Raw genomic sequence first — 24549 nt, 5'->3', positions numbered from 1 at the left:
TGCGGTTAATCAAAAGCGAATCACGCGTCCGCAATACGCAAAGACCGCAATCGCACCCTATCAATCGGGTCCGACGCGGTGGGTTTCCAGAGGATCGGGGCGCATTCGCCCGGATCTTGACCACTACAGTTCTGATACAGGCGACGGGGCGACCCCCTCAGCCATGGATGGGGCGCGTATAGGGGGAGTCGCGGGGGTTGTCAACAGGTCCGGACTTGCGTTCACAGCAGGCCAATGCCACAGTCGATAGCGGCAGTCTAAAGCATGCAGGGCAGGATGGAAAATGCAAATTCGCAGGTGATCGGCCTGTGCCGGTTTTCCTATCCAGCCCTTGGCGGATTTCAGGTCGAACATACTGAAACCGCCGAACGTGAGGCCTATCTTTATGCCCCCGAACGGATGCAGGAACGCTTTCGCCTGTTTGAGCAGTTCACCTTGCCGCCCCTGCGCGCACAGAGCGATCCGGAATTCACCCTACTGGTGGTCATCGGCCCCAATATGCCGCGCCTGGACCACGCCCGCCTGATGGACAATCTCAGCGGCCTGCCACAGGCGCGCGTCATCGTCCGTGCCCCGGGGCGCCACCGCGACGTGATGCGAGAGGTCATCAACGAGGCCCTTATCGACAGCGATTTGCCATCGCTGCAATTCCGCATGGATGATGACGATGCGGTTTCCGTGCATTTTGTCAAACGGCTGCGCAAACTGGCCACGAACGCACGTGGGCTTTTGCGCAGCAATCGCCACGTCGCGATTGATTTCGTCAATGGATTTGTCGCAACGCCCACGCCGGATGGGATTCTGGCCTCGGCCACGTTTCAGCATATGTGGACACCGGCCCTTGCCCTTTCGGTGCGCCCCGGTGTGCGTCATACGATCATGAACTATTCCCACGCCCGCCTCTGGCAGAATGTGCCCACGCTTTCTTGGCCAGAGGAACCGATGTTCGTGCGCGGGCATAACGGCTATAACGACTCGCGCCAGAAAGAGGGGGTCAGAATGCCCAAACTGTCGCTGTTGGATGCCGAGGGCGAAGCACTCTTTCGCGCACAATTTCATATTGATGCGGACAACGTCCGCGCCAGCTTTCGCTAGAGGTCAGGACAGGGCATGCGCGTGATCGGAATCTGCCGGTTTTCCTATCCCGCCTTGGGCGGCTTCAAACGGATGCATGACACTGTCAAAGAGCGCGAGGCCTATCTCTATGCCCCCGCCCGGATGGAGCTGCGCTTTCGCCATTTTGAATGCCTCACCCTGCCCTCGATTGCCGCCCAACAGAACCCCGATTTCACCTTCCTGGTGATGATCGGGCAGAACATGCCGAAACCCTACTTGGACCGGCTGCATGACCTGACCGCCCCGGTGCCGCAGATCAAAATCATCGAAAGCGAACCGATGAAGCATCGCCTTGCCATGCAACTGGCGATCAAGGAGGAACTGGGCGAGGATACCGACCTTTCCATGCAATTCCGCCTCGATGATGATGATGCCGTCGGCCTCAGCTTTGTGCGCAGCCTGCGCTGGTTCGAGAAACACACCCGCACCATGCGCAAGAGCTGGCGGCATTTAGCCATTGACTATAACCGGGGCTATTCCGTCACCCTCTCAGACCGCGGGATCATCGCCGAAGAGCTTCAGGCGCCCTTTTGGGCCTGTGGCCTTGCGGTATTGTTTCGCCCCGGTGATCCGCTGACCGTTATGAACTTTGGCCATCACAAGCTGCATTTTGATATGCCCACGCTGATCCAGCCCGGCCCGCATATGTACTTGCGGGCCAAACATAGCGACAACGACTCGCATGCCAAATACCAGACCGGCCCGATGCATCCGATCGATGCACGCGAAGCGGCGTTCTTCAAGTCTCAGTTCAACGTGGACGAGGACCAAGTGAAAGCTGTCTTTTCAAATCCGCCTTGGCCCGTCGGCTGATCTGCGCCTCGCGGTAGAGGGTGAAAAGACCACTCGCCACCACGATTCCGGCCCCGACCAAGGTCAAGGTCTGCGGCCAGTCTCCAAAGGCCAGCCAGCCGAGGATCAGCGCCCAGATCAGGCTGGTATAGCGGAACGGGGCCACAAAACTGATCTCGCCGACGCGCATCACCATGATCGAAAACAGATAGCCGCCAATAATCATCACCGCGGCACCGCAAATCAAAAGAGCGGCCCGACCATCCAACGCCACCCATTCTCCGGTCAGGCTTCCCAGACCGAAAAAGGCCATGATGAAGAACGAATTGAACAGCGTCACCAGCATAGAGGGCACATCACGCGATAACCGCCGCGTTGCCAGATCGCGCAGCGTGACAAAGGCCACCGCCGCCAATCCATAAACCGAATAGATGTTGAACCCTTCGGTTCCCGGCCGCACGATCAGCATGACGCCGATGAACCCCGCCATGATCGCGGCCATCCGCCGCCAACCCACCGGCTCGCGGAAAAAGAGCGCGGCAGCCAGCGTCAGCGTCAGCGGCAGGGCCTGCATGATCGCGCTGATATTGGCCAGCGGCATGTGATAAAGCGCTGTGACAAAGAAATAGGCCGATCCGATCTCGCCCACCATGCGCCAGAACACCGGCCCCCAGTCCTCGCGCGGCAAATGCCGCTTGAGCGCGCCCATCTTCCAGGCAATCAACGCGACCAGGATCGTCGTCACCAATCCGCGCAGGAACATCACCTGAAACAGCGGCACTTGCCCGGCCAACGCCTTGATCATGGCGTCGTTCAGCGTAAACGCCGCCATAGAACCCATCATCAAGAGGGCGCCGGTCAGATTGTCGGAGCGGGGCATGATGTGCCTGTTTTTTGATCCTGTCGCCTGCGCATTAGACGTGGATCGCCGCTGGGTGCAAGGGGCATCACCCCGCCAATGCGGCGTGCAAAGCTCCGTGCAGCATCGGGTTCGCGGCCAAAACACCATCCACCATCGGCACCGGATTGTTGAACCGCAGCGGTGCGGCGCGGCGGTCGGAGGTCATCGCGCCTGCCTCGCGCAAAATCAGATCGCCCGCCGCGATATCCCATTCCCAGGACGGGCGCAGCGTCATCATCGCATCATAGCGCCCCTCCGCCACAAGGCTGAGGCGATAGGCCAAAGACGGGCGAAAGGCGCGCGCCACCTCGGGCACGTGGCCATCACGCCAATGCTCGGGCGCATAATTCGGCTTGGAGGCCAGAATAGACGCCCCCACCAGATCGGCCCGGCCCGTGGCCCGGATCGGCAGGCCATTCAACGTGGCCCCCTCACCCGCAGCCGCGGCATAGAGTTTGTCGCGCATCGGCAGATAGATCGCGGCGGCCACCACCACACCGCCCTGCGCCACAGCGAGCGAATGCGCCCAATTGTGATTGCCTTCGATGAAACTGCGCGTGCCGTCGATGGGATCGACAATGAACACCCGATCCGCCGCCAATCGTGCGGTCGTATCCTCGCTCTCTTCCGACAACCAACCATAGTCGGGCCGTGCGCTGCGCAATTGCTCCGCCAGCATCGCATTGACCGCGAGATCCGCCGCCGTCACCGGGCCTGCCCCCCCGGCCTTGTCCTGCACCTCTAATGGCCCACCGACATAGGCGGTCGCAATCCGGCCCGCCTCACGCGCAGCCTCGATCAAGAGTGCGAGGTCATTCCCCGGCAAGCGTCAGCCCCTCGATCAGCAGCGATGGCACAACCCGCCCCAAATGCGTGCGCGCGTCATTGGCCGGAATCAGGCGGCGCAACATCTCTGGCAGACTGCCCGCGATCGTGCATTCATTGACCGAATAGGCAATCTCGCCATTCTCCACCCAAAACCCCGCCGCCCCCCGCGAATAATCGCCGGTGTTGGGATTGATCGTCGAGCCGATCATCGACGTGACCAACAGGCCCGTTCCCATCTCGCGGATCAGATCATCGCGGCTCTGCGCGCCCTGCGTGAGCGCGATATTCCACGTCCCCGGCGAGGGCGCAGAGGATGTGCCGCGCGTGGCATTGGCCGTGCTCTGCATCCCCAGCTTGCGCGCATTGGCCAGATCAAGCGTCCAGCCCATCAGCATGCCGTCCTGCACAATCGCCCGCTTGGCGGTCGGCAGCCCCTCTGCATCAAAGGGGCGCGACCCGCTCACGCGCGTACGGTGCGGGTCTTCCAACACCGAGAGCGCCTTGGGCAGCACCTGCTCGCCCAACCGCCCCCGCAGCCAAGACGACCCCCGCGCCACCGACGCGCCATTCGCCGCAGCCAAGAGATGCCCGATCAACGTGCCAGAAACACGCTCGTCAAACAGCACCGGATAGGCCCCGGTGCGCGGACGGCGCGCGCCCAGACGCTCCACCGCGCGCAGACCGGCCCTTTGCCCGATCTCCGCCGCATCCCGTAAATCGCTGGCGAAAATCCGGCTATCGCCATCATAATCGCGCTCCATACCGGTGCCTGTCCCCGCTATCGCCACGCAAGACAGGCCGGTATCGCTGCGGGCATAGCCACCCGAAAACCCGTTGCTTGCCGCAATATGCACCGCGCGGTGGCTGTAACCTGCCGTCGCGGATTGCACCTGCGTCACACCATCAACCGCCAAGGCCGCCGCCTCTGCCTCCTGTGCCATCCGTGCCAAGGCATCGGGCGCAGGCTCGGGTGCCGGATCACACAGTTCCAGCGCCGCCACATCCCAATCTTTCGCCAGCTGCCCCGCATCGGCCAGCCCGGCATAGGGATCAACCGGGGCTTCCCGTGCCATCGCCACCGCCCGTTCGGCCAAGGCCGCAATCGTCATGGCCCCGGTATCCGAGGCTGAAACCGTCGCCTGCCGGCCCCCGATCAAGACCCGCAAACCGATGTCCACGCCCTCGGCCCGCTCTGCCTGCTCTAGCGTGCCACCGCGCATGTCGATTGTGATCGACTGCCCGCGCAGGGCTATCGCATCCGCAGACTCTGCCCCCGCCTTCAGCGCCGCATCAATCAGCGCGTGGGTCAATTCATCGAGCGCTTTCGCCATGGACATCTCCTTGTTGCCGCCCTGAGGTAGACCGCCGCCCCCCCACGCGCAAGCCCGCGCCCAAGCAAAAGGGCCACGCGCCTGCGCCCGTGGCCCCTCTGTGCGATAATTTTCGCGTTATTTCAGACGCTGACCGTTGGCCAGAACCTGCCCGTCCTCGGTCACTTCGATGCGCGAGGTCAGCTCATCCTCGCCCGCCCCCGTGCGCGCAAACATGCCGGCCATCATCCGCACCATCATCGCCTGATCCTCGGCCACAAAACCCATGCCGATCAGCGTATCCAGCAGACCATTGCCCCCGACCAGACGCAGATCAATCGCGCCTTCCGGTGCGGGCACCCCATCAAAGCTGGTCAAGTCCGACTGATCAAAGGTAAACGCCCCTGCCCCGGTCAGCTTGGCACCCGCAAGCTCCACCGTCAGGTCATTCAGAACAAGGCTTTCAACCTCGCCCGGCACCTCGTCGCTTTCCTCAAGCTTGGTCATCTGTTCCGGGTCCAGCAGATCGAAAAAGAGCCGGCCCTTACCCGACAGGTCGACATTGATCGTCGCGGGATCGCGCGGCAGCTGCGCAGCCGGATCGAACATCGCCCAAAGCGAGTCGGCCATGGTAAACCCGCCGAATTCCAGCCCCAAGGCGAAATCCTGCGTTTCGTCGCTCTTGGACACAGGCATCAATAGGTTGAACCCCATCCGCGCCATTTCGGCCGTCACCGGAAATGGCATCGCGCTGCCCTCCAAGGCCATGCGCACGTCGCGCCCCTCGCCGCCATAGAGCAAGCCGTCCGGCCCCATACCCACGCGCAGCTGACCGCCTTGCGAACTTTGCGTTCCCTCGACAACCCCGTCCTCACTGGTCAGCGTGTAGGCCGTGTTCCCATCTTCATAGTCGATTAGGCTGTCCACCCGAAACCCGGCGCGCAAGGCCGCCGCCATGTCGGTGGTGTCAACGCCATCGACCATATCGCCATCCCCGGTCATGCTCAGCCGCGCCATCGTGCCTTGAATTTCGGCGCGCCCACCTTCCTCGGTGTCGGTGAAATCAATCTCATAGACCACCGGACCAGCCGTCAGCTCTTGTGTGACGGCGCGCATGCCACCATCAAGCGCGCTCTGATGCTGACCTTCCATATCGGTCATGCGAATTTCGGCCAAACCAATTTCAACTGTGTTCTCGCTCGTGACGATATCGTTCAGCGTCATCGCCACCTCTTGCGCCGCATAGTCATAGGTCATGGCGCTTGGGTCCCCGGTCACGACCATTTCCATGCCCTTTTGCGCAACCTGCATCGTGATCGCCACCTGCTCACCGGTCTCGTCCTTGAGGTCCATCGCAATCGGCATGACCTCGGGCAGGATCACGGCCACCGATCCGTCGCCTTGCTCGACCAGTTGCATCTCTCCCATGCGCAGCTCGACCGTGCCGCCCTCTTCGGGGACGGCCAACCGCATCGCCAGATCGCGGATCGTCAGCGTGTCGCCCGCCTGCGCGGTCTGGGCCGTCACGGTATAGCCATTGCTTTCCAGATAGCTCTGCCAATCCTGCCAGACTTCGGCGGCGGTTAGATCAGCAAATCCAGCTGTCGCCGACAGGCAAAGAACAGAGGTAGAAGCGGCAAGCGTGCGCATATAGGACATCGAGAGCACCTTTTTGAAAATCGGAGTTACCGACAACTTCGGTTGTCCCGGCATCATGGTCAAGGGATGATCTGACTGGAACTTGGCCCACCCCGGCGTTAGGACGGGGGCACTGATGAAGGGGAATACTATGGATATGCAAGGCAAATGCGTTCTCATCACCGGCGCCAGCAAAGGGATCGGTGCCGCCGCTGCGCGGGTTTTTGCCGCTGCGGGCGCGCAGGTGGCACTGGTCGCGCGCAACGCCGAGGCGATTGCCGAACTGGCTGGCGAAATTGGCCCTTCGGCCATCGCCATCCCCTGCGATGTCAGCCGCTACTGGGAAATGGAGGCCGCCGTCGCCGCCTGCCACACGGCCTTTGGTCAGTTGGATGTACTCATCAACAATGCAGGCGTGATCGAGCCGATCACCAGCCTGTCAGAGGCCGATCCAGAAGCATGGGCGCGCGCCATCGACATCAACCTCAAGGGCGTGTTCAACGGCATGCGCGCGGCCCTGCCCGGCATGATCACGCGCGGCTCGGGCAGCATCCTGACCGTCAGCTCTGGGGCAGCCCATAGCCCACTCGAGGGATGGAGCGCCTATTGCACCTCCAAGGCCGGGGCCGCGATGCTCACCCGCTGCGCGGATCTTGAGGCCGCATCCGCCGGTGTGCGCATCATGGGTCTCTCGCCCGGCACCGTCGCCACCGACATGCAGCGCGAGATCAAGGCCAGCGGCGTGAATCCCGTTAGTCAATTGGACTGGTCCATGCATATCCCCGCCGACTGGCCCGCCCGTGCCCTTTTGTGGATGTGCAGCCCTGATGCCGCTGAGTTTGCAGGACAAGAGATTTCCTTGCGTGACGAGGCCATCCGCCGCCGGGTCGGGCTGGTATGACCACGGCCCCTCTGGTCACGCTCGAACGCGACGGCGGGCTTTGGATTGCCACCCTCAACCGCCCGGACAAGGCCAATGCCCTGACCGAAGCGATGCTGACCGACTTGGCCGAAATCGCCGAAGCCGCGCAAGCGGCCCGCGTATTCATCCTGACCGGCGCAGGCCGCGTGTTTTCCGCCGGGGCCGATCTTGAGGCCGTGCATGGCGGCCTTGCCACCAGCCCGGTTTGGGAACGCCTCTCAGGCGCTATCGCGGCCCTGCCCGGCCTCAGCATCGCCGCACTCAACGGTACGGTCGCAGGCGGGGCCATGGGCATGGCGCTCGCCTGTGACATCCGCATCGCCGCCGAAGGCGCGGGCGCATTCTATCCGGTGATGAAGCTTGGATTTCTGCCGCAACCCAGCGACCCGGCCCGCCTTGCCGCCCTGATCGGTCCGGCGCGCGCCCGGATGATCCTTTTGGCCGGGGCGCGGCTCAGCACGGAAGAGGCGCTCGGCTGGGGTCTTTTCGACCGCGTGGTCCCGCGCGACGGCGTATTGGCAGCCGCGCAGGAATTGGCCGCACCAGCCCTCTCCGCCTCAGCCGCCCATGCAACCACCCTCAAGGCGATGTGTCGCGTGATGGTCTGATCACCCGACCACAGGCATAGGAAATGGCCTGAGCCGTGTATCCTTGCGCAGGTAAAGCGGATGTTTGGCCGATCCGTCCTTGTTCAACCCAAGACACATCAGCGGCTTGCCCGTCGCGGCAATCTCGCACAGGGCCTGCCGCACAACCCCTTGATACCGCGCGTGAAGTTTCCCAAACGCCAGCACAACCACTTCGCATTGCTCCGCCATTGCCACCAGTGCCGGGATATTCGCTTCGCTGCACGCCTCATTGGGATCACGTGGCAGGTCTTTGGGCGAGGTCGCCCGCCAATCCAGCATGTTGCCCTTGAAATAAAACGAGTATCCCCAATCCTTGGCGAACATCACTTCTCGATGACAGGTCGGATCAGAGACCTCGGCGCTCGCGACTGACGGGTTCATCCCCACGAATAGCACCCGTCGCGGGGCCACCCCGTCAGCCGTCCAATCGCGGCTCAAAACCTGCCGATACCGCCCGCAGGCCGAGTATTCCGCCCCGCCGACCACCCCGTCAGGCAGGCGCAAGCGCACCTTGCCGCCCGGATCATGCAGATGATCGGGGGCAGTCCCACTCATTGATTAAACACCCGGCTAGGATGCAGTTCCCCCGCCTTGTAGCGCCCGACAGCCACAGCCTTGCCGTCAATCGCGGCCCAGCATTCGTCGCCATATTCAATGCCCTGCGCGATCACCATGCCGGGGTTGCCATTGCGCAGGCGCGCCGCGCCCTCGGGCGTGGCCGCAACCATGGGCACATCCGCGAGCCCCTCTTCAAGCGGGCGTACATGCGCCTCCAACTCCGGAGTGTGCGCCAGCTTGTCGATGTCCTCGATGCTCAACCCATCCTCGGCCTCGAACGGGCCCGACCAAACGCGCCGCAACCACGCCACATGGCCGAAACAACCCAGCTTCTCGCCCAGATCCCGTGCGACCGAGCGCACATAACCGCCCTTGCCACAGGTCATTTCCAACACCGCATGATCCGCATCAGGCCGGTCCACGAGCAGCAATTCCTCAACCCACAGAGGCCGCGCTGCCACTTCGAATTCTTCGCCCTCACGCGCCAACTTATAGGCGCGTTGCCCGTCAATCTTGACGGCGGAATATTTCGGCGGCACCTGCATCACATCCCCGACAAAGCTACCAAGCAGCGCCTTGATGTCCTCATCCGTGGGACGGCGGTCGCTCTCGGCGATCACCTCGCCCTCGGTGTCATCGGTGTTGGTCGCCTGCCCCAATCGCACGCAAAACGTATAGGCTTTGAGCGCGTCGGTGATATAGGGCACCGTCTTGGTCGCCTCGCCAAGCGCTACGGCCAAAACCCCCGTCGCCTCAGGGTCGAGCGTGCCGGCGTGGCCCGCCTTTTGCGCCTGCAACGCCCATTTCACCTTGTTGACCACGGCGGTTGAGGTCATGCCAGCGGGCTTGTCCACCACCAGCCACCCCGAAATCTCGCGCCCTTTGCGTTTGCGTGCCATGCCCGGCCCTTTGCCTGTTGCCTAAGCCAGCAGCGCCTAATCCACCGCAGCATCCGCGTCAATCACCGCGCCCACCATCGGCCCCAGAGGAAAGCCGATGTCAGAGCGGCCCAAGCCCGGCGCGAACAGACGCGATACCTTGCCATCAAAGTAAAGCGCTTGGCGCACTCTCAGGTGATCGCGAAAAAATCGCCCGAATGTGTGAAAATTCACCGCCCGGTCAGAGATCACGAACCAGGCCCGCCGCCCGTCTTCCGACGTGCCTACCCCGTTGCGGATATAGCGGCTGTCGCTTTCCACCAGAAACCGCGGATGCAGCGCGCCATCAATCACCAGCATCGGACCCGATTGGCTGGCATCACGACAGCGCGGGCGCTCGCGCGCAAACCGCAGGGTCTCGATCACATCGGCGCGGCCATCACGGATGCAAAACACCCCATTGGGCAACAGCCCGAAATTGCCGGGGCCATCGCGGGTGACAAGGCCGCGCATCTCTTGGCCCGCCTCCACATACAGCCCCACCGGGCTGCGATCTGCGTGGTACATCCCTGCATTCATCGCAAAGACCAGCGTTTTGCCCTCGGCCTTCAGCTTGCCTTCAATTGCCCCAAAGCTGCCCAGCGGCGTGCCGGTCTCGGCGCTGTTTAGAAAAAGCCGAAGGTCATCGCGCACCATGTCCACTGCGCAAACGGTATAGCTTTCGCCCTCGAACCGTTCGGCACGGCACTCTGCGGCCTGCCCCGCGCCAGAGCCGAACACCGCCACAAGCAAAAGACCGAGCCTAGCCTTCAACATCCCGACGCACCGTATCTTGATCAAAGAGGCGTCGCGTCTCATCCATCTGGTCAAAGGTCTCGTCCAGCCGAAACCGCAGATCGGGCGCGTATTTCAGCCCCACCTTCTTGCCGATCATGCGCCGCAACTCGTTCTTGTTGCGCGCAAGGAGCGCGATCAGATCGTCTTGCCCCTCGCCCCCCAACGGCATCACATAGGCCGTCGCGATCTTCAGATCAGACGAGGTGCGCACCTCGCCCACCGTCACCGAAATACGGTTGAGGTCGGGATCGTGGATGTCGCCGCGCATCAGCACTTCGGACAGCGTCCTGCGGATCAACTCGCCCACGCGAAGCTGCCGTTGCGAAGGGCCGGGCCCATCATGAAACTTGTTCTTTGCCATGCCCCGCATCTAATCGCTTGGACCAGCATTTCCAAGCAGAGAAATCGGCCCAGCTTCTTCTTGGCTGAAATACTCCTGCCCAGACCGTGCCGTCACCCGCGCCCTTGCCGCTTCAAGCCCGGCGCGCTATGCAGGCCCGCAATCACCACCAAGGAGCCACCAATGACCGACCTGCCGGGCATCGTGATCACAGGGGCCTCGGGCCGTATGGGCCAGATGCTGATCCGCACGCTGGCTGAGAGCCCCCGCGCGCAGCTGATCGGCGCGTTGGAGCGACCCGGACACGATTGGATCGGGCAGGATGTGGGCCGCGCCATGGGCGGGGCCGAGATCGGTGTCACAGTGACCGATGACCCGCTCGAGGCAATCGCGCGCGCCCATGCGGTGATCGACTTTACCGCGCCTGCCGCCACGCTGGAATTCGCCATTCTGGCAGCTCAGGCGCGGGTCGTGCACGTGATCGGCACAACCGGGTTTGAGGCAGAGCACTTGACGAAGCTGGACGCCGCCGCGCGCCATGCGGTCATCATTCGCGCGGGCAACATGAGCCTTGGTGTCAACCTGCTTACCCAACTGACCAAGCGCGTGGCAGCGGCCTTGGACGAGGATTTCGATATCGAGATCGTCGAGGCGCATCACAATCAAAAGGTCGATGCACCCTCGGGCACGGCGCTCATGCTGGGCGAAGCGGCGGCAGAGGGGCGCGGGGTGGCGCTCGAGCGGGCCAGCGACCGCGCCCGCGACGGCATCACCGGCAAACGCACGCGCGGGCACATCGGCTTTTCCGCCATTCGCGGCGGCGACATCGTGGGCGAGCATGACGTGATCTTTGCAGCGGCGGGCGAGCGGATCGTCCTGCGCCACATCGCCACGGATCGCGCGATATTTGCGCGTGGCGCGCTCAAGGCCGCACTCTGGGGGCTGGGGCGCAAACCGGGTAGCTATGACATGATCGACGTTCTGGGCCTCGGCGATAACTGATCCGATCCGGGCACTCCTGCGTAACCACCTTAGAAACCAACTTGTCTATGGTGTCCCGATGCGCGTTGTCCTTGCTGTTCTTTTGATCCTCGGCCTTGCCGCCCCTGCCATGGCAGAGGGCTTTGCCCCGGTGACAAAACGCGACCGCTTCGTTTCTCTGATCGAGGGCCGTGATCTAACGCGGTTCGGCATCACCTTGAACGTGACCTCAGATGGCCAGATCAAAGGCCGTGCCTTTGGTCGCGATGTGACCGGCGCATGGCGCTGGAACGGAGATTACTTCTGCCGTGATCTTTATTGGGGCAGCATGGATCTTGGCCCCAACTGTCAGGCCGTGCGGGTGCAGGGCAACACGCTGCGCTTCATCTCGGATCAGGGCGCTGGACAGTTTGCCGATCTCAGCCTGAGATAACGCCGCGCGCCAGCCCCCTCAAAAGTCGATGGCAAGGCCCTTCTTCTCCCAATCGCCGTAGCGCACGGGTTCCAAACCTTCACGCCGGCCGCCCAATTCGCGCGGCAGGTCCAGTGCTTCGGCCGCTTTGCGCCGCGCCTCGGCTTCGGCAAGCGCGCGCTGTGCTGCGGGGGGCAAATCACGGGACGGCGTCTGTGTATCATCGGTCATGGACGGGCTTTCCTTGGCAAGACCCCCCTGATATATCGCACAGCCAACCCTTCGCCAAGGACATGGCCCATGAAAAAGCCCAAGCTCACCGCCCGCTCCGCCGCGGCGCATCTGCTCGACCGCGTGTTGGGCGAGGGGCGGCTTATGTCCGATCTCATCGCGGGCGGCGCGCTTGATCCGCTTGCCCCCGCCGACCGCGCCCGCGCGCAACGGCTGGCCTCCGAAACATTGCGCGGGCTGGCGCGCGCCGACCGCCTCTTGTCGCGCCACCTGCGCAAGGGGCCGCCCCTGCCCGTGCAGAACGTGCTGCGTCTGGCAACCGTAGAGCTGGCACAGGGCGGCGAGTCGCATGGCGTGGTCAATGACGCCGTAGACATTATCGGCCAGAGCCCGCGTCACGCCAATCTCAAGGGGCTGGTCAACGCCGTGCTGCGCAAAGTGGCCGAAGAGGCCCCGCGCAGTTGGAACGACCTGCGCCAGCCCGGCCTGCCCGATTGGCTGCGTGGCCCATTGGTCGAGGCTTGGGGCAAGGGGGCCGTCACCGCGATGGAACGCGCACATTTCGCCGGGGCAGCGCTCGACATCACCCTGAAATCGGATCCGCAGGGCTGGGCAGACCGTCTGGGTGCCACGCTTTTGCCTACGGGTTCCCTGCGGCGCAGCGATCCGGGGCAGGTCTCGGCCCTGCCCGGCTATGCCGAGGGCGCATGGTGGGTGCAGGACGCTGCCGCCGCTTTGCCGGTGCAGGTTCTGGCCCCGCAGCCCGGCGAAACAGTGCTGGATCTCTGCGCCGCACCGGGGGGCAAGACGCTGCAACTGGCCGCGGCAGGGGCCGAGGTGACAGCGCTGGACCTGTCAGAGCGCCGCATGGCGCGTGTCGCCGAAAACCTTGCGCGCACCGGGCTTGAGGCCACCTGCCGTGTCGAGGATGCCCGCGCCCATCAGGGGGGACCCTATGACGCAATTCTGCTCGACGCGCCCTGTTCGGCGACCGGCACCATTCGGCGGCATCCCGACCTGCCCCATGCCAAGGACGGCTCAGACTTTGGCGCGCTCATCACCCTTCAGGCTGAGATGCTGGATCATGCGCTGACCCTCCTGAAACCCGGCGGGCGGCTTGTCTTTTGCACCTGTTCGCTTTTGCCAGACGAGGGCGAATGTCAGGTAGAGGAAGCGCTGGCGCGTCATCCCGGCCTCACAGTAGACCGCGCGGCCCTTGCGCAGCCGGGGATTGATCCCGCGTGGATCACCGAAGAAGGCGGGCTGCGTCTGCGGCCCGATTACTGGGCAGACTTGGGTGGAATGGATGGATTCTATATCGCCTGCCTCCGGTTTTAAGGCCAGAAAAGCCAACAAAGAAACGGTGACTTGATTCCCCCCACCGCTATAGTGTGCTCATCAACGCCGCGAGAAGCGTCCAGAGGCACGGCATATGTCCACATCCGATCCCTTGCCAGAACGCTGGCCAGAGCGCTGGTCGCGCCTGCTGAACCGGCTGGCGGCACGCCGCGCCGCGCTCAGCCGCCCTGCCACCGCCTTTCTGTCGCAGCCGGAACCGCGCAGCATCGGCTATCTCGCGCGGGGCCGTCAGCTGTGCGCAGGAAATTTCGTCTTTGCGGGGCACCTCATAGAGGCCCCGGACACGCTCATCTGGAAACTTGACCCGCCCGACGCGGGTTTTGCTGCGCAACTGCACGGCTTTGGCTGGCTCGACGATCTGGCGGCGGCGGGCGATGCGGCGGCACGGGCGCGCGCGCAAGAATGGCTCTGGGCTTGGATCGACCTTTATGGCAACGGCACCGGACCGGGCTGGACCCCGGATCTGACTGGCCGCCGCCTGATTCGCTGGATCAGTCAGGCGCTTTTCGTGCTCAGCGGCCAGCCGTCACAGGCGTCTGGCCCCTTTTACCGCTCTTTGGCGCAGCAGACCGCCTTTCTTGCCCGCCGATGGCAGGCCGCCCGCCCCGGTCTGCCTCGGTTCGAGGCGCTGACCGGGTTGATCTATGCCGGATTGTCGCTTGAGGGGATGCACCCGCATCTCGATCCGGCGCTGACGGCGCTGGCGCGAGAATGCGAGACGCAGATCGACGCGCAGGGCGGCGTGCCCACCCGCAACCCAGAAGAGCTGCTAGAGGTCTTTACCCTGCTCACATGGGCCGCCATGGCGCTCAGCGAATCCGGCAGGACCGCAGGCGAGGCGCATTGGCGCGCCATCGAACGGATCGCCCCCACGCTGCGCAGCCTGCGCCATGCCGATGGCGGGCTGGCCCGATTTCACGGCGGCGGGCGCGGGCTGGAAGGGCGGCTTGACAGCGCGCTTGCCACCAGCGGGGTCAAGACCCGGCGCACGGACGGGTTTGCCATGGGCTTTGCGCGGCTTGGCGCGGGCCGCACCAGCGTGATCATCGACGCGGCCCCGCCACCCACCGGCGCGGCGTCCTCGGGGGCGCATGCCTCGACCCTTGCGTTGGAACTGACCTCGGGCCGACGCCCGCTGATCGTCAATTGCGGCTCAGGCCATAGTTTTGGGCCAGAATGGCGACGGGCGGGCCGGGCCACGCCCTCGCATTCGACGCTGGTGCTGGCCAATGGCTCCAGCGCGCGATTGAGCAATGACAAACGCCACCCCGACTGGCTGAGCGAAGCGCCGCGCCATGTGCCGGTCAACCTGACCAAGGCCCCCGACGGGCTGCGCTTTGAAGGGGCGCAGGACGGCTATCTGCGCGGTCATGGCCTTACCCATGTGCGTCAACTCGACCTTACCTTGGACGGGCGCGCGCTGGTGGGTGAGGATATGCTGCTCGCCATCGAAGAGACGGACAAACGCCGCTTTGACCGCGCCCTAGACGAGACCCGCATGAAGGGCATTGCCTATGATATCCGCTTTCATTTGCACCCGGATGTAGATGCCTCGGTCGATATGGGGGGGGCCGCCATCTCTCTGGCGCTGCGCAGCGGCGAAATTTGGGTGTTCCGCAGCGACGCGCGCGCCGCTTTGTCCTTGCAACCGAGTGTGTATCTTGAAAAAACGCGCCTCAAACCGCGTGCGACCAAACAGATCGTTTTATCCGGTCGCGCGATGGACTATGCGACCCATCTGAGATGGTCACTGGCCAAGGCGCAAGATACCCCGGTCGGCATCCGCGATGTCGAGGAGGAGGCGCTTGATCCCGTGGCCGATGAGTGAACCGACAAGGCAGGACCGCCCGACATGACCGATCACGCGCCCATCACCCGCGCCCTTCTTTCTGTTTCCGACAAGACCGGGCTTCTCGAGCTTGGCCAAGCGCTGGCCGCGCGCGGGGTCGAGCTCTTGTCCACCGGCGGCACCGCCAAGGCGCTGCGCGACGCCGGTCTTGCGGTGCGTGACGTGGCCGAGGTGACAGGCTTTCCAGAGATGATGGACGGGCGCGTGAAAACCCTGCACCCGATGGTGCATGGCGGCCTTTTGGCGCTGCGCGACAATCCCGAGCATCAGGCGGCGATGCAGGCGCATGGGATTGGTCCGATCGACCTTTTGGTCGTCAACCTCTACCCGTTCGAGGAAACCGTCGCCCGCGGTGGCGACTATGAGGACTGCGTCGAGAATATCGACATCGGCGGCCCGGCGATGATCCGCGCCGCGTCCAAGAACCACGGCTTTGTCACCGTGGTCGTGGATGTGGCCGATTACGCGCCGCTTCTGGCAGAGCTGGACGCGCATAACGGCCAGACCACACGTGCCTTCCGTCAACGACTGGCGCAAATCGCCTATGCCCGCACCGCCGCCTATGACGCAGCGGTCAGCACATGGCTGGCCGGGGCCATCGACGATGCCGCGCCGCGCCGCCGCGCCTTTGCTGGCACGCTGGCGCAAACCCTGCGCTATGGCGAGAACCCGCATCAGGCAGCAGCCTTTTACACCGATGGCTCGGACCGGCCCGGCGTGGCCACCGCCCGGCAGGTGCAGGGCAAGGAACTGAGCTATAACAACATCAACGACACAGACGCGGCCTTTGAACTGGTGAGCGAATTCGCCCCGGCCGATGGCCCTGCCTGCGCCATTATCAAACACGCCAACCCCTGCGGCGTGGCGCGTGGCGCGACCCTGCTTGAGGCCTATAAACACGCCTTTGATTGCGATCGCACCTCGGCCTTTGGCGGCATCATCGCGCTCAATCAGCCGCTGGATGCCGTCACCGCAGAAGAGATTGCAGAAATTTTCACCGAGGTGGTGATTGCCCCCGGGGCCGACGCCGGTGCCATGAGTATTTTCGCCAAGAAGAAAAACCTGCGCCTCCTTTTGACAGACGGGCTGGCTGATCCCGCCACGGCGGGGCGGATGATCAAGCAGGTGTCCGGCGGCTATCTGGTACAGGACAAGGATACCGGCCATATCGCCGCAAGCGACCTCAAGGTCGTGACCAAACGCGCGCCCGACCCGCGCGAATTGGCGGATCTGCTCTTTGCGTGGAAAGTGGCGAAACACGTCAAATCCAACGCCATTGTCTACGTCAAGGATGGGGCCACCGTGGGCGTGGGCGCAGGCCAGATGAGCCGGGTCGATAGCTGCCGCATCGCTGCGCGCAAGGCGGTGGACATGGCCGAAACCCTTGGTCTGGCGGCCCCCCTGACCCAAGGCAGCGTCGTGGCCTCGGATGCGTTCTTTCCCTTTGCAGATGGCCTGATGACCGCCGCAGAGGCGGGTGCCACCGCGATCATTCAGCCCGGCGGCTCGATGCGCGACGACGAGGTGATTGCAGCGGCGGATGCGGCGGGGTTGGCGATGGTCTTCACCGGCATGCGCCATTTCCGGCACTGACGCGCCGATGCGGATTGTTTTCTGGACAGCATTCTGGATCTTCCTGCTGGATCAGGCCACGAAATATCTTGTGGTACATGCGATGGACCTGCGCAGTCTCGGGGCGATTGACCTGTGGCCGCCGTTTATCAACCTCCGCATGGCGTGGAACTACGGCATCAATTTCGGGATTCTCGCCGGTGATGATCCGGTCACACGCTGGGTGCTGATCGCGGTGGCGCTGGTCATCGCAGGCGCCGTGCTCTGGTGGGTGCATACCGAACCCCTGGGCCGCTGGCACCGCTTGGCGGCGGGGCTGCTGGTTGGCGGCGCTCTCGGTAATGTGATCGACCGGCTGATCTATGGCGCGGTGGCGGATTTCCTTAATATGTCTTGCTGCGGCTTTACCAATCCTTATGCGTTCAACGTGGCCGACATTGCGGTTTTCGTCGGGGCCTTTGGTATGGTTCTGCTGCCGTCTGGCAAAAAGCCCTCGTGACCTCGGGCTTTGAATGCGATAAGGCTCCCATGACCTTGCAGGAGAGTGGCGATGGCGATGCCGCGAAAAACAGTTCTGACCCTTCTTGTGGCCACTTTCGTGGCCGGGTGCGGCGGGCGCGACGACGTCACGCTCAGCAAGATTCGTCATACCGGAAACGGGCCTGACGAGTTTTCCATTATTCCCGGCAAGCCCTTGCAAACACCCGAGGATTTGGCCAGCCTGCCTGCCCCGAACCCCGGTGGCGCAAATCTGACGGATCAAAACCCGCTCGCCGATGGTTTGGCCGCCTTGGGGGCAATTCGGCAGGTGGGGTCGCAGGCAATGGCGCGCTCGTCAATCACGCGAACCGTTACGGGGCCACCCCCGCCATCCGCCAGACCCTCGCCGCCGAGGACAAGGCCCTGCGTCAGGCGCATGGCCGCGTCGACGTGCTGCGCTTCCTGCCCGGCGACGATTATGTTCAGGCCTACCGCCGCGAATGGCTGGATGCCTATTCAGAGGAACAACGTCTGCGCAACCGCGGCGTTCTCACCCCGGCAAGCCCACCCCCGCCAGAGTGAACACCCAACCGCTTGAAACGGCGCGGCCAAGGCGTATCTACTTGATCAAATGCGACTTAGACCGGAGACCGTAAATGCGACATTTCCTTGCCGGGCTGACGCTGGCCCTCTTACCGCTCGCGGCCCCAGTATCAGCCGCGACCACCGATCAGGTGACGCATTTCACGCTCGACAACGGGCTTGATGTGGTGGTGATCGAGGATCACCGCGCCCCAGTCGTCACGCAAATGCTGTGGTATCGCGCCGGGTCTGCCGACGAAACGCCGGGCGTCTCGGGCGTTGCACATTTTCTTGAACATTTACTGTTCAAGGGCACCAAGACCATGGAACCCGGCGAATTTTCCGCCACCGTGGCGCGCAATGGCGGCTCGGACAATGCCTTTACCAGCTATGATTACACCGCCTATTTCCAGCGCATCGCCGCCGACCGGCTGGAGCTGGTCATGCGGATGGAATCGGACCGTATGACCAATCTGCAGCTCGACGAGGCCGATATCCTGACCGAGCGCGATGTGATCATCGAAGAACGCAATCAACGGGTCGAAAACAGCCCCGGCGCGCTGTTCCGTGAGCAAAAGAACGCGACGCAGTATCTCAATCACCGCTACGGTGTGCCGATCATCGGCTGGCGGCACGAGATGGAGGCCCTCGATCTTGACGCGGCGCTTGACTTCTATCGAACATTCTACGCCCCCAATAACGCCATCCTGATCATCGCGGGCGATGTCACGCCTGACGCGGTGCGCGCTCTGGCCGACACCTATTACGGCCCCATCCCTGCCAACCCTGCCCTGCCCGAGCGCGCCCGCCCGCAAGAACCGCCGCAACTTGCCGAGCGGCGGATCACGATGCGCGACGCGCGCGTCTCGCAACCCTATGTGACCCGCTCCTATCTCGCCCCCGAGCGTGATAGCGGCGCACAGGAAAAGGCCGCAGCGCTGACCCTGCTGGCCGATATTCTGGGTGGCGGTCAAACATCCCTTCTGGCCGAGAAACTGCAATTCCAGAACCAGACAGCGGTGCAGGTTGGCGCGTCTTATTCGGGCCTGTCGCTGGATGACACCACCTTTGACCTCTTTGTCGTGCCCGCCCCCGGTGTCACACTGGAACAGGCCGAGGCAGCGATGGACGAGGCGCTTCTGACATTCCTGGAAACAGGCGTGGATGCCGAACAGCTTGAGCGTATCAAGACGCAATTCCGCGCCTCGGAAACCTATGCCCGTGACGATGCCGGCGGCTTGGCCAATCGCTATGGTCAGGCGCTGACACAGGGGCTGACCGTGGCCGATGTGCAAGCGTGGCCCGCGATCATTCAGGCCACAACCGAAGAAGACATCCTGCAGGCCGCACGCGACGTGCTGGACCGCACGCAATCTGTCACAGGCTGGCTTATGGCACCGGAGGTCACGCAATGATCCGTTTCGTTCTGAGTTTCGTTCTTTTGCTGGCTGCTCTGCCCGCGCGCGCTGAAATCGAGGTCAGGGAAATCACCACGCCCGGCGGGCTTGAGGCTTGGCTGGTCGAGGATCACTCGATCCCCTTCGTGGCGCTTGAATTGCGCTTTCGCGGCGGCGGCTCTCTTGATCCGGAGGGCAAGCGCGGCGTGACCAATCTCATGGTCGGCCTGCTTGAGGAAGGCGCCGCCGAGATGGACGCGCAGGGCTTTGCGCGCGCCTCTGAATCCCTCGCCGCCGATTTCCGCTATTCCGTCAATGACGACCGCGTCAGCGTCTCAGCACGGTTTCTGACCGAAAACCGCGATCAAGCGGTTGATCTCCTGCGCTCAAGCCTCGTAGAGCCGCGCTTTGATCCCGACGCCATCGAGCGTGTGCGCGCCCAGATCCTGTCGATCATCAACGCGTCGCAAACCGATCCGCGCGATATCGTCGGACAAGCGTTTGACAGCCTCGTGTTCGGCGATCATCCCTATGGCTCATCGCTTGACGGCACCATCGAGAGCGTCACGGCCCTTACCCGCGACGATATTTTGGCCGCACATCAGGGCGCTCTGGCCCGTGACAGGCTTTATGTCTCTGCCGTGGGCGACATCACCGAGGCAGAGCTTGCCGCCCTTCTCGATAGCCTGCTTGGCGACCTGCCCGAAAGCGGCGCACCGCTGCCGGGCAATGTCTCGCCCAATCTGCCGGGCGGTGTGAAGGTCACGGATTTTGCGACACCGCAATCCATTGTCGCCTTTGCCCAACCGGGCATCGACCGCGACGATCCCGATTTCTTTGCCGCCTATATCCTCAACCACATCCTTGGCGGTGGCGGCTTTGAAAGTCGGTTGATGAGCGAGGTTCGTGAAAAGCGCGGCCTGACCTATGGCGTCTATTCCTATCTCGCGGACAAGGATGCAGCCCAACTCTGGATGGGGTCTGTCGCCTCTGCCAACGACCGCGTCGCCGAGGCGATCACTGTCATTCGTGACGAATGGGACCGTATCCACACAGAGGGTGTCACACCTGAAGAGCTGGAAAACGCCAAAACCTATCTGACCGGCGCCTACCCTTTGCAGTTCGAGGGGAATGGACCCATCGCCGACATCGCCGTCGGCATGCAGATGGAGGGGTTGCCGACCGATTACATCGTAACGCGCAATGACAAGGTGAATGCCGTCGCGCTCGACGATATCAACCGTGTCGCGCGCGAATTGCTCGATCCGGAAACGCTGACCTTTGTCGTGGTGGGTCAGCCTGTTGGATTGGACAGCACCCTCAACTGACGGATCATTTGTCCTGACGTAGCCCCGCCTGCGTCAGGGCCGCATCCAACGGCGCAAGGTCTGGCACCTGCAAGCGCATCGGCAGGCTGATCACCTTGCGCCGGAACGCCAGTGGTAACCGCACGGCATCCTCTTCTGTCGTCACCAGTTGGGCGCGGCGCAAAGACGCCTCTCGCTCCAACCGCGCCAATAGGCCCGGACCATAGGCTTCCTTGGTGGCCAACGCCTCAAAGCGCACAGGCTCTGCCCCAAGCCCCCGCAACATGGCAAAGAAAAGCGCCGGATCTTCGCCCCCCGCAAAGGCCAAGACCCGCGCGCCCGCCCAATCCATGCCCGTTTCCAGCGGTTGCAATTCGCCCGCCATCACCGGCGATGAAATCCGCGCGCCCCATAGCGCTGCAAACCGCGCCTGCGCGGCATGCGGCCCCACCGTCAGCATCAGGTGAACCCGCGCCAACGCAGCCTCCAACGGCTCGGCAAGTGGCCCGGCCGGACGACACCGCCCATTGCCAAAGCCGCGCACGGCATCGACCACCCCAATGGACAGGTCCTTGATCAACGCGGGATCGCGCAGCCCGCCCATCATCACCAGACAATCGGCAGACCCCTCCGCCAAGGCCGCCCGCGCGCCCTCAGCCCAGTCGGGCGCAACCCAAGTCGGCGCAAAATCGGCCGCAAGCAGCGCAGCGCCCCCAGCCTCCTCCGCACCATGGCGGCGCGGATCAATCCGAACCGGCCCCACCGCCCCGCGCGCAAGGATCACGGGCGCAAACCCAAGCCTCTGAACCTGCCCGATCACCGCCAGCACCGCAGGCAAATTGCCCACGCTCCCCGCCGCCAACATATCGACCGAGATCACCGGCATCGGCGCACGCCAGCCAACCTGATCTGCCCCCGCGCGCCGCGCACGCCAGAGCGCCCAAGGGGTCAAAAGCCGCGCGCGCAAACCGGGCCGATCCGGTGGCGTGAACCAATAGGCGGGCAGGCTCATCGCGCGGCGTCCAGCCTATCCAGCCGATCCAGCAGCATATCTTGAATGCGGTCAGTCACAGCCGCCCCACGCGAGGCCACATCCCACGCCGCATGCGCCATCACCGCCGCCTGATCCGGCGCAATCAACCGCTGCACCGCCGCTGTCAGCGTCGGGCTGTCGCGCACGATCCGCGCCGCCCCCGCCTCGGCATAGCGCGAATAGCGATTGAGATAGCGGCCCACATTGGGGCCATAAAGGATTGCCGAGCCATGCGCGGCAGGCTCATTGGGATCGCGCCCGTGTTGTCCAGACACCAGCGACGAGCCCATGAACGTCACCGGGGCCAGACGATACCACAGCCCCATCTCGCCCCGCGTATCGGCCAGAATCACCTGCGTTGTCTCGCTTGGGATCTCGCCCTCGGACCAGACCGCCACCCGCCAACCCTGCGCCTCCAGCGTGGCGCGCATCTCGGCGCAGTCCTGCAAATCGTCCGGCACAAGGATCAGTACGCTGCGATGCGCCAGACGGCTGACTTCACGGTGGGTTTCCAGCACGGTTGCCAATTCATCGCGGTGGATGCGCGAGGCCAACCAGATCGGTCGGCTGCGCAAAAGGCCCGCCATCTCTTCGCGCTCGGCGGCATTAAACGGCAGCGTCATCGCCCCTTCTTGGAACGCGCCCGTGACGGTCACGATCCGTTCGGGTGCCCCAAAGCGGCGCACCAGCCGTGCCGCCGCTTCGGTCCGCGTCAGGATTTCCGTAAATAGCCCCAGCACCGCGCGCGGCATGTCGGGAAACCAACGCCAGCTTGCCCGGTCCAGATTTTCCTCGTCGGCATCAACCAGATAAAGCGGGGTCGCCATCCGCGAGGCACAGATCAGCAGCGCAGGCCGCAAATCACCGCCCGTCCACACGCAGATATCAGGCCGCCAATGGGCCAAAAATGCCTCAGCGGCGGGCAGGTTATCCTCAGGCACTGTCTGCCAGATGACCGATGCCGCCATGTCGGTCCGGGCCGGGGTCGTGCTTGATGTGGTCAACAAAAGATGCAAGCCGCGCCGCTGCGCCGCCAACCGCTCCGCAAGATGCACCAGCGTGTCCGCGCGCGCCGCATCGACCGCATGCGCCCAAATCAAGGGTCCGGGCGGGCGCACCTGATCCGGCACAGGGCCCGCGCGCCCGGCGCGGCGCGCATAGGCCAAATAGGCCGATAGGCTAAGCGACCGGCTCACGCCAGCACCCCGGCAAGCGCCGCCAAGGCCGATGCAGTCAGACTTTCAGGCGCGACATGCTCGACCGGCGCCCCATGCTCTCGCAGCGCCCCGGCAAGGCCCTCTGCTTGTGATCCATCCGCAATCAGCACCACGCTTTGCCCCAGCCAATAGGGCCGCGCCGCCGCCAATTCCGCCGCCAACAGATGCCCGGTGATCGCGGCTGAATCCCCGCGCACCTCAGCCCCCCGCAGATGCGCTGCCAATCGTTCCGGACGGCTGAGCGTATCAGCCATGGCCTCGGCGCAGGGCAGCACCGCACCGCCCAAAAGACGCACCAGCCGGGGCGTCACAAAGCTCTGGCAACTCACCGCCTCGCCCGCGCTCAGATGCACCCAATGGCTCAGGTCGCGCCCGACCACCCAAGCCACCCCATCCCATTGCGCCCGCGCCTGCAAAAGACCGATCAGCAAAAGGCGCACCCAAGCGTCAATCACATCGGGCGGGGTGTCCTGAACCAACGGGGCCAGACCCCGCCCACCTTGGGGCAATACCTGCGTGGGCAGGTGATCCCCCTGCCCCTCACCGATCCGGAACACCCGCTGCGGCATCGACAGCAGCTGCGCCCGCGCAGCTGCTTCATCCGGGGCTGCGGCCTGCTCGACGATCCGCGCGCCCTGCATCACAAAGGCGCGCGCGCACGCTCCGTCATGGCCGATGGCGGCCCAATCGGTCATTGTCGGCGTTCAAGCTGCGCCACAAGACCGGACATGTCATAGCCCGCCTTCGCGGTCGCGCGCAGGATCTCGTCCGCACCCAAGTCTTCGAACCGCGTGATGCTCCACAGCATCGTGCAGCGCGTGCCAGAGCGGCAATAGGCAAGGATCGGCTTGGGCATTTCCTCTAGCGCCACGCGAAACTCGTCCAGCGCAGCCTGCGTCATCTGCCCCGAATGGATGGGCACCCACCGCACCACCAGCCCCGCCGCTTCTGCCGCCGCCGCAACGGCATCAAACGCAGGCTGCCCATAATCCTCGCCATCCGGTCGGTTGCACAGGATCGAGCGATATCCGGCATCGACGAGAGCGGCCACATCCGCCACCTCGATCTGCGGGGACACAGTGAAATCTTGGGTAATCAGGCGCAAGTCCATGAGGCTCTCCAGCAGGGTTTGGCCCATCTATGCGCAAATCCCCCGCCGGATTCAATGGGACAGACGTCACCGTGACAGAGCGGCGCGCGGCGATACGCCACGCACGCAACTCGGCTTCAAAGCCGAAGATTCTTGCAGGACATCCCGAATTTTGCCGAAATTTACAGCGTTCGGCCTGCAAAACCGGGAAATCCGGGAAAACCGCAGACGTAACCTCTGGTAGAGTAACCTACCGGGCGCCGTCAGGATGCCCGGACAAGCAACAACAA

General features: G+C 63.8%; 25 protein-coding genes and 1 pseudogene. 13 read left to right on the top strand and 13 right to left on the bottom strand.

All coding sequences use genetic code 11. The features are described from left to right. The first annotated feature begins 276 nt into the window (after positions 1-276). Both ACLGGT_RS11275 and ACLGGT_RS11270 read left to right on the top strand, forming a co-directional pair. Positions 277-1095 carry a putative rhamnosyl transferase gene (locus ACLGGT_RS11275; RefSeq protein WP_437196142.1) on the top strand — a complete coding sequence of 273 codons (819 nt, stop codon included), beginning with the start codon at positions 277-279 and terminating at the stop codon, positions 1093-1095. Positions 1096-1110: 15 nt separating this feature from the next. Beyond that, positions 1111-1929 (top strand): glycosyltransferase, encoded by an 819-nt coding sequence (locus ACLGGT_RS11270; protein WP_008281860.1) that lies wholly within the window; start codon positions 1111-1113, stop codon positions 1927-1929. On the opposite strand, the gene ACLGGT_RS11265 is transcribed toward ACLGGT_RS11270, so the two are convergent. The 4 genes from ACLGGT_RS11265 to ACLGGT_RS11250 form a co-directional block, all read right to left on the bottom strand. Then, complete coding sequence (locus tag ACLGGT_RS11265) at positions 1868-2788, bottom strand: DMT family transporter (RefSeq protein WP_008281859.1); 921 nt, start codon at positions 2786-2788, stop codon at positions 1868-1870. The genes ACLGGT_RS11270 and ACLGGT_RS11265 overlap by 62 nt on opposite strands. A gap of 67 nt (positions 2789-2855) precedes the next feature. Then, on the bottom strand, positions 2856-3635 hold the full coding sequence (locus ACLGGT_RS11260) for a 3'(2'),5'-bisphosphate nucleotidase CysQ (protein ID WP_437196139.1): 780 nt from the start codon (positions 3633-3635) through the stop codon (positions 2856-2858). Continuing rightward, positions 3622-4974 (bottom strand): TldD/PmbA family protein, encoded by a 1353-nt coding sequence (locus ACLGGT_RS11255; RefSeq protein WP_437196138.1) that lies wholly within the window; start codon positions 4972-4974, stop codon positions 3622-3624. Before ACLGGT_RS11255 ends, ACLGGT_RS11260 begins: the two co-directional genes overlap by 14 nt. A gap of 111 nt (positions 4975-5085) precedes the next feature. After that, a complete protein-coding gene (locus ACLGGT_RS11250; protein ID WP_437196136.1) occupies positions 5086-6606 on the bottom strand; it encodes a DUF2125 domain-containing protein in 1521 nt (506 codons plus the stop codon). A gap of 130 nt (positions 6607-6736) precedes the next feature. Between ACLGGT_RS11250 and ACLGGT_RS11245 the strand changes: the two genes are divergently transcribed. Together ACLGGT_RS11245 and ACLGGT_RS11240 are read left to right on the top strand one after the other, a co-directional pair. Then, positions 6737-7486 carry an SDR family oxidoreductase gene (locus tag ACLGGT_RS11245; protein WP_437197412.1) on the top strand — a complete coding sequence of 250 codons (750 nt, stop codon included), beginning with the start codon at positions 6737-6739 and terminating at the stop codon, positions 7484-7486. Further along, on the top strand, positions 7483-8115 hold the full coding sequence (locus ACLGGT_RS11240; protein WP_437196135.1) for an enoyl-CoA hydratase/isomerase family protein: 633 nt from the start codon (positions 7483-7485) through the stop codon (positions 8113-8115). The genes ACLGGT_RS11245 and ACLGGT_RS11240 overlap by 4 nt, the downstream gene beginning before the upstream one ends. Here ACLGGT_RS11240 and ACLGGT_RS11235 read toward each other — a convergent pair whose 3' ends face one another. From ACLGGT_RS11235 to rbfA, 4 genes are read right to left on the bottom strand one after another with little or no spacing between them, the layout of a single operon-like run. Beyond that, positions 8116-8691 carry a DUF1643 domain-containing protein gene (locus ACLGGT_RS11235; RefSeq protein WP_008281852.1) on the bottom strand — a complete coding sequence of 192 codons (576 nt, stop codon included), beginning with the start codon at positions 8689-8691 and terminating at the stop codon, positions 8116-8118. Further along, a complete protein-coding gene (gene truB, locus ACLGGT_RS11230; protein ID WP_008281851.1) occupies positions 8688-9593 on the bottom strand; it encodes a tRNA pseudouridine(55) synthase TruB in 906 nt (301 codons plus the stop codon). The genes ACLGGT_RS11235 and truB overlap by 4 nt, the downstream gene beginning before the upstream one ends. Positions 9594-9629: 36 nt before the next feature. Beyond that, positions 9630-10388 carry a phosphodiester glycosidase family protein gene (locus ACLGGT_RS11225; RefSeq protein ID WP_437196132.1) on the bottom strand — a complete coding sequence of 253 codons (759 nt, stop codon included), beginning with the start codon at positions 10386-10388 and terminating at the stop codon, positions 9630-9632. Beyond that, positions 10375-10770, bottom strand: a complete 396-nt coding sequence (gene rbfA, locus ACLGGT_RS11220; protein ID WP_037298203.1) for a 30S ribosome-binding factor RbfA — start codon at positions 10768-10770, stop codon at positions 10375-10377. Before rbfA ends, ACLGGT_RS11225 begins: the two co-directional genes overlap by 14 nt. Positions 10771-10932: 162 nt before the next feature. Between rbfA and dapB the strand changes: the two genes are divergently transcribed. Both dapB and ACLGGT_RS11210 read left to right on the top strand, forming a co-directional pair. Beyond that, positions 10933-11751 (top strand): 4-hydroxy-tetrahydrodipicolinate reductase, encoded by an 819-nt coding sequence (gene dapB, locus ACLGGT_RS11215; RefSeq protein ID WP_219436125.1) that lies wholly within the window; start codon positions 10933-10935, stop codon positions 11749-11751. A gap of 58 nt (positions 11752-11809) precedes the next feature. Continuing rightward, on the top strand, positions 11810-12163 hold the full coding sequence (locus ACLGGT_RS11210) for a dihydrodipicolinate reductase (RefSeq protein ID WP_081507812.1): 354 nt from the start codon (positions 11810-11812) through the stop codon (positions 12161-12163). An 18-nt stretch (positions 12164-12181) separates the two neighbouring features. Here ACLGGT_RS11210 and ACLGGT_RS11205 read toward each other — a convergent pair whose 3' ends face one another. Then, complete coding sequence (locus ACLGGT_RS11205; protein ID WP_008281846.1) at positions 12182-12373, bottom strand: DUF1674 domain-containing protein; 192 nt, start codon at positions 12371-12373, stop codon at positions 12182-12184. Between the two features lie 69 nt (positions 12374-12442). On the opposite strand from ACLGGT_RS11205, the gene ACLGGT_RS11200 reads away from it, so the two are divergent. The 7 genes and pseudogenes from ACLGGT_RS11200 to ACLGGT_RS11170 all read left to right on the top strand — a co-directional run bounded on the left by ACLGGT_RS11200 (position 12443) and on the right by ACLGGT_RS11170 (position 20940). Then, entirely contained in the window at positions 12443-13711 is a 1269-nt protein-coding gene (locus ACLGGT_RS11200; RefSeq protein ID WP_437196129.1) for an RsmB/NOP family class I SAM-dependent RNA methyltransferase, read from the top strand. 94 nt (positions 13712-13805) lie between these two features. Then, positions 13806-15560 carry a heparinase II/III family protein gene (locus ACLGGT_RS11195; RefSeq protein ID WP_008281844.1) on the top strand — a complete coding sequence of 585 codons (1755 nt, stop codon included), beginning with the start codon at positions 13806-13808 and terminating at the stop codon, positions 15558-15560. A gap of 24 nt (positions 15561-15584) precedes the next feature. After that, positions 15585-17174 (top strand): bifunctional phosphoribosylaminoimidazolecarboxamide formyltransferase/IMP cyclohydrolase, encoded by a 1590-nt coding sequence (gene purH / locus ACLGGT_RS11190; protein ID WP_437196128.1) that lies wholly within the window; start codon positions 15585-15587, stop codon positions 17172-17174. Positions 17175-17181: 7 nt separating this feature from the next. Next, positions 17182-17652 (top strand): signal peptidase II, encoded by a 471-nt coding sequence (gene lspA / locus ACLGGT_RS11185; RefSeq protein ID WP_008281842.1) that lies wholly within the window; start codon positions 17182-17184, stop codon positions 17650-17652. Between the two features lie 51 nt (positions 17653-17703). Further along, positions 17704-18215, top strand: a pseudogene (locus ACLGGT_RS11180) (DUF3035 domain-containing protein). Between the two features lie 74 nt (positions 18216-18289). Then, entirely contained in the window at positions 18290-19630 is a 1341-nt protein-coding gene (locus ACLGGT_RS11175; protein WP_437196126.1) for a M16 family metallopeptidase, read from the top strand. After that, positions 19627-20940: a M16 family metallopeptidase gene (locus tag ACLGGT_RS11170; RefSeq protein ID WP_437196125.1), complete on the top strand. Its 1314-nt coding sequence runs from the start codon at positions 19627-19629 to the stop codon at positions 20938-20940. Before ACLGGT_RS11175 ends, ACLGGT_RS11170 begins: the two co-directional genes overlap by 4 nt. A 4-nt stretch (positions 20941-20944) precedes the next feature. Here ACLGGT_RS11170 and ACLGGT_RS11165 read toward each other — a convergent pair whose 3' ends face one another. From ACLGGT_RS11165 to ACLGGT_RS11150, 4 genes are read right to left on the bottom strand one after another with little or no spacing between them, the layout of a single operon-like run. Further along, positions 20945-21931, bottom strand: a complete 987-nt coding sequence (locus ACLGGT_RS11165; protein ID WP_437196123.1) for a tetraacyldisaccharide 4'-kinase — start codon at positions 21929-21931, stop codon at positions 20945-20947. After that, positions 21928-23148 (bottom strand): 3-deoxy-D-manno-octulosonic acid transferase, encoded by a 1221-nt coding sequence (locus tag ACLGGT_RS11160; protein WP_081507805.1) that lies wholly within the window; start codon positions 23146-23148, stop codon positions 21928-21930. The genes ACLGGT_RS11165 and ACLGGT_RS11160 overlap by 4 nt, the downstream gene beginning before the upstream one ends. After that, positions 23145-23864 (bottom strand): 2-dehydro-3-deoxygalactonokinase, encoded by a 720-nt coding sequence (locus ACLGGT_RS11155; protein ID WP_437196121.1) that lies wholly within the window; start codon positions 23862-23864, stop codon positions 23145-23147. Before ACLGGT_RS11155 ends, ACLGGT_RS11160 begins: the two co-directional genes overlap by 4 nt. Beyond that, entirely contained in the window at positions 23861-24307 is a 447-nt protein-coding gene (locus tag ACLGGT_RS11150; RefSeq protein ID WP_375554175.1) for a TIGR01244 family sulfur transferase, read from the bottom strand. Before ACLGGT_RS11150 ends, ACLGGT_RS11155 begins: the two co-directional genes overlap by 4 nt. Positions 24308-24549 lie beyond the last annotated feature (242 nt).

The organism is Roseovarius sp. MS2 (assembly GCF_051447875.1).
Lineage (GTDB): Bacteria > Pseudomonadota > Alphaproteobacteria > Rhodobacterales > Rhodobacteraceae > Roseovarius > Roseovarius mucosus_A.
Note: the sequence above shows the minus strand (reverse complement) of the source record. Positions and strands in the feature narration are given on the sequence as shown.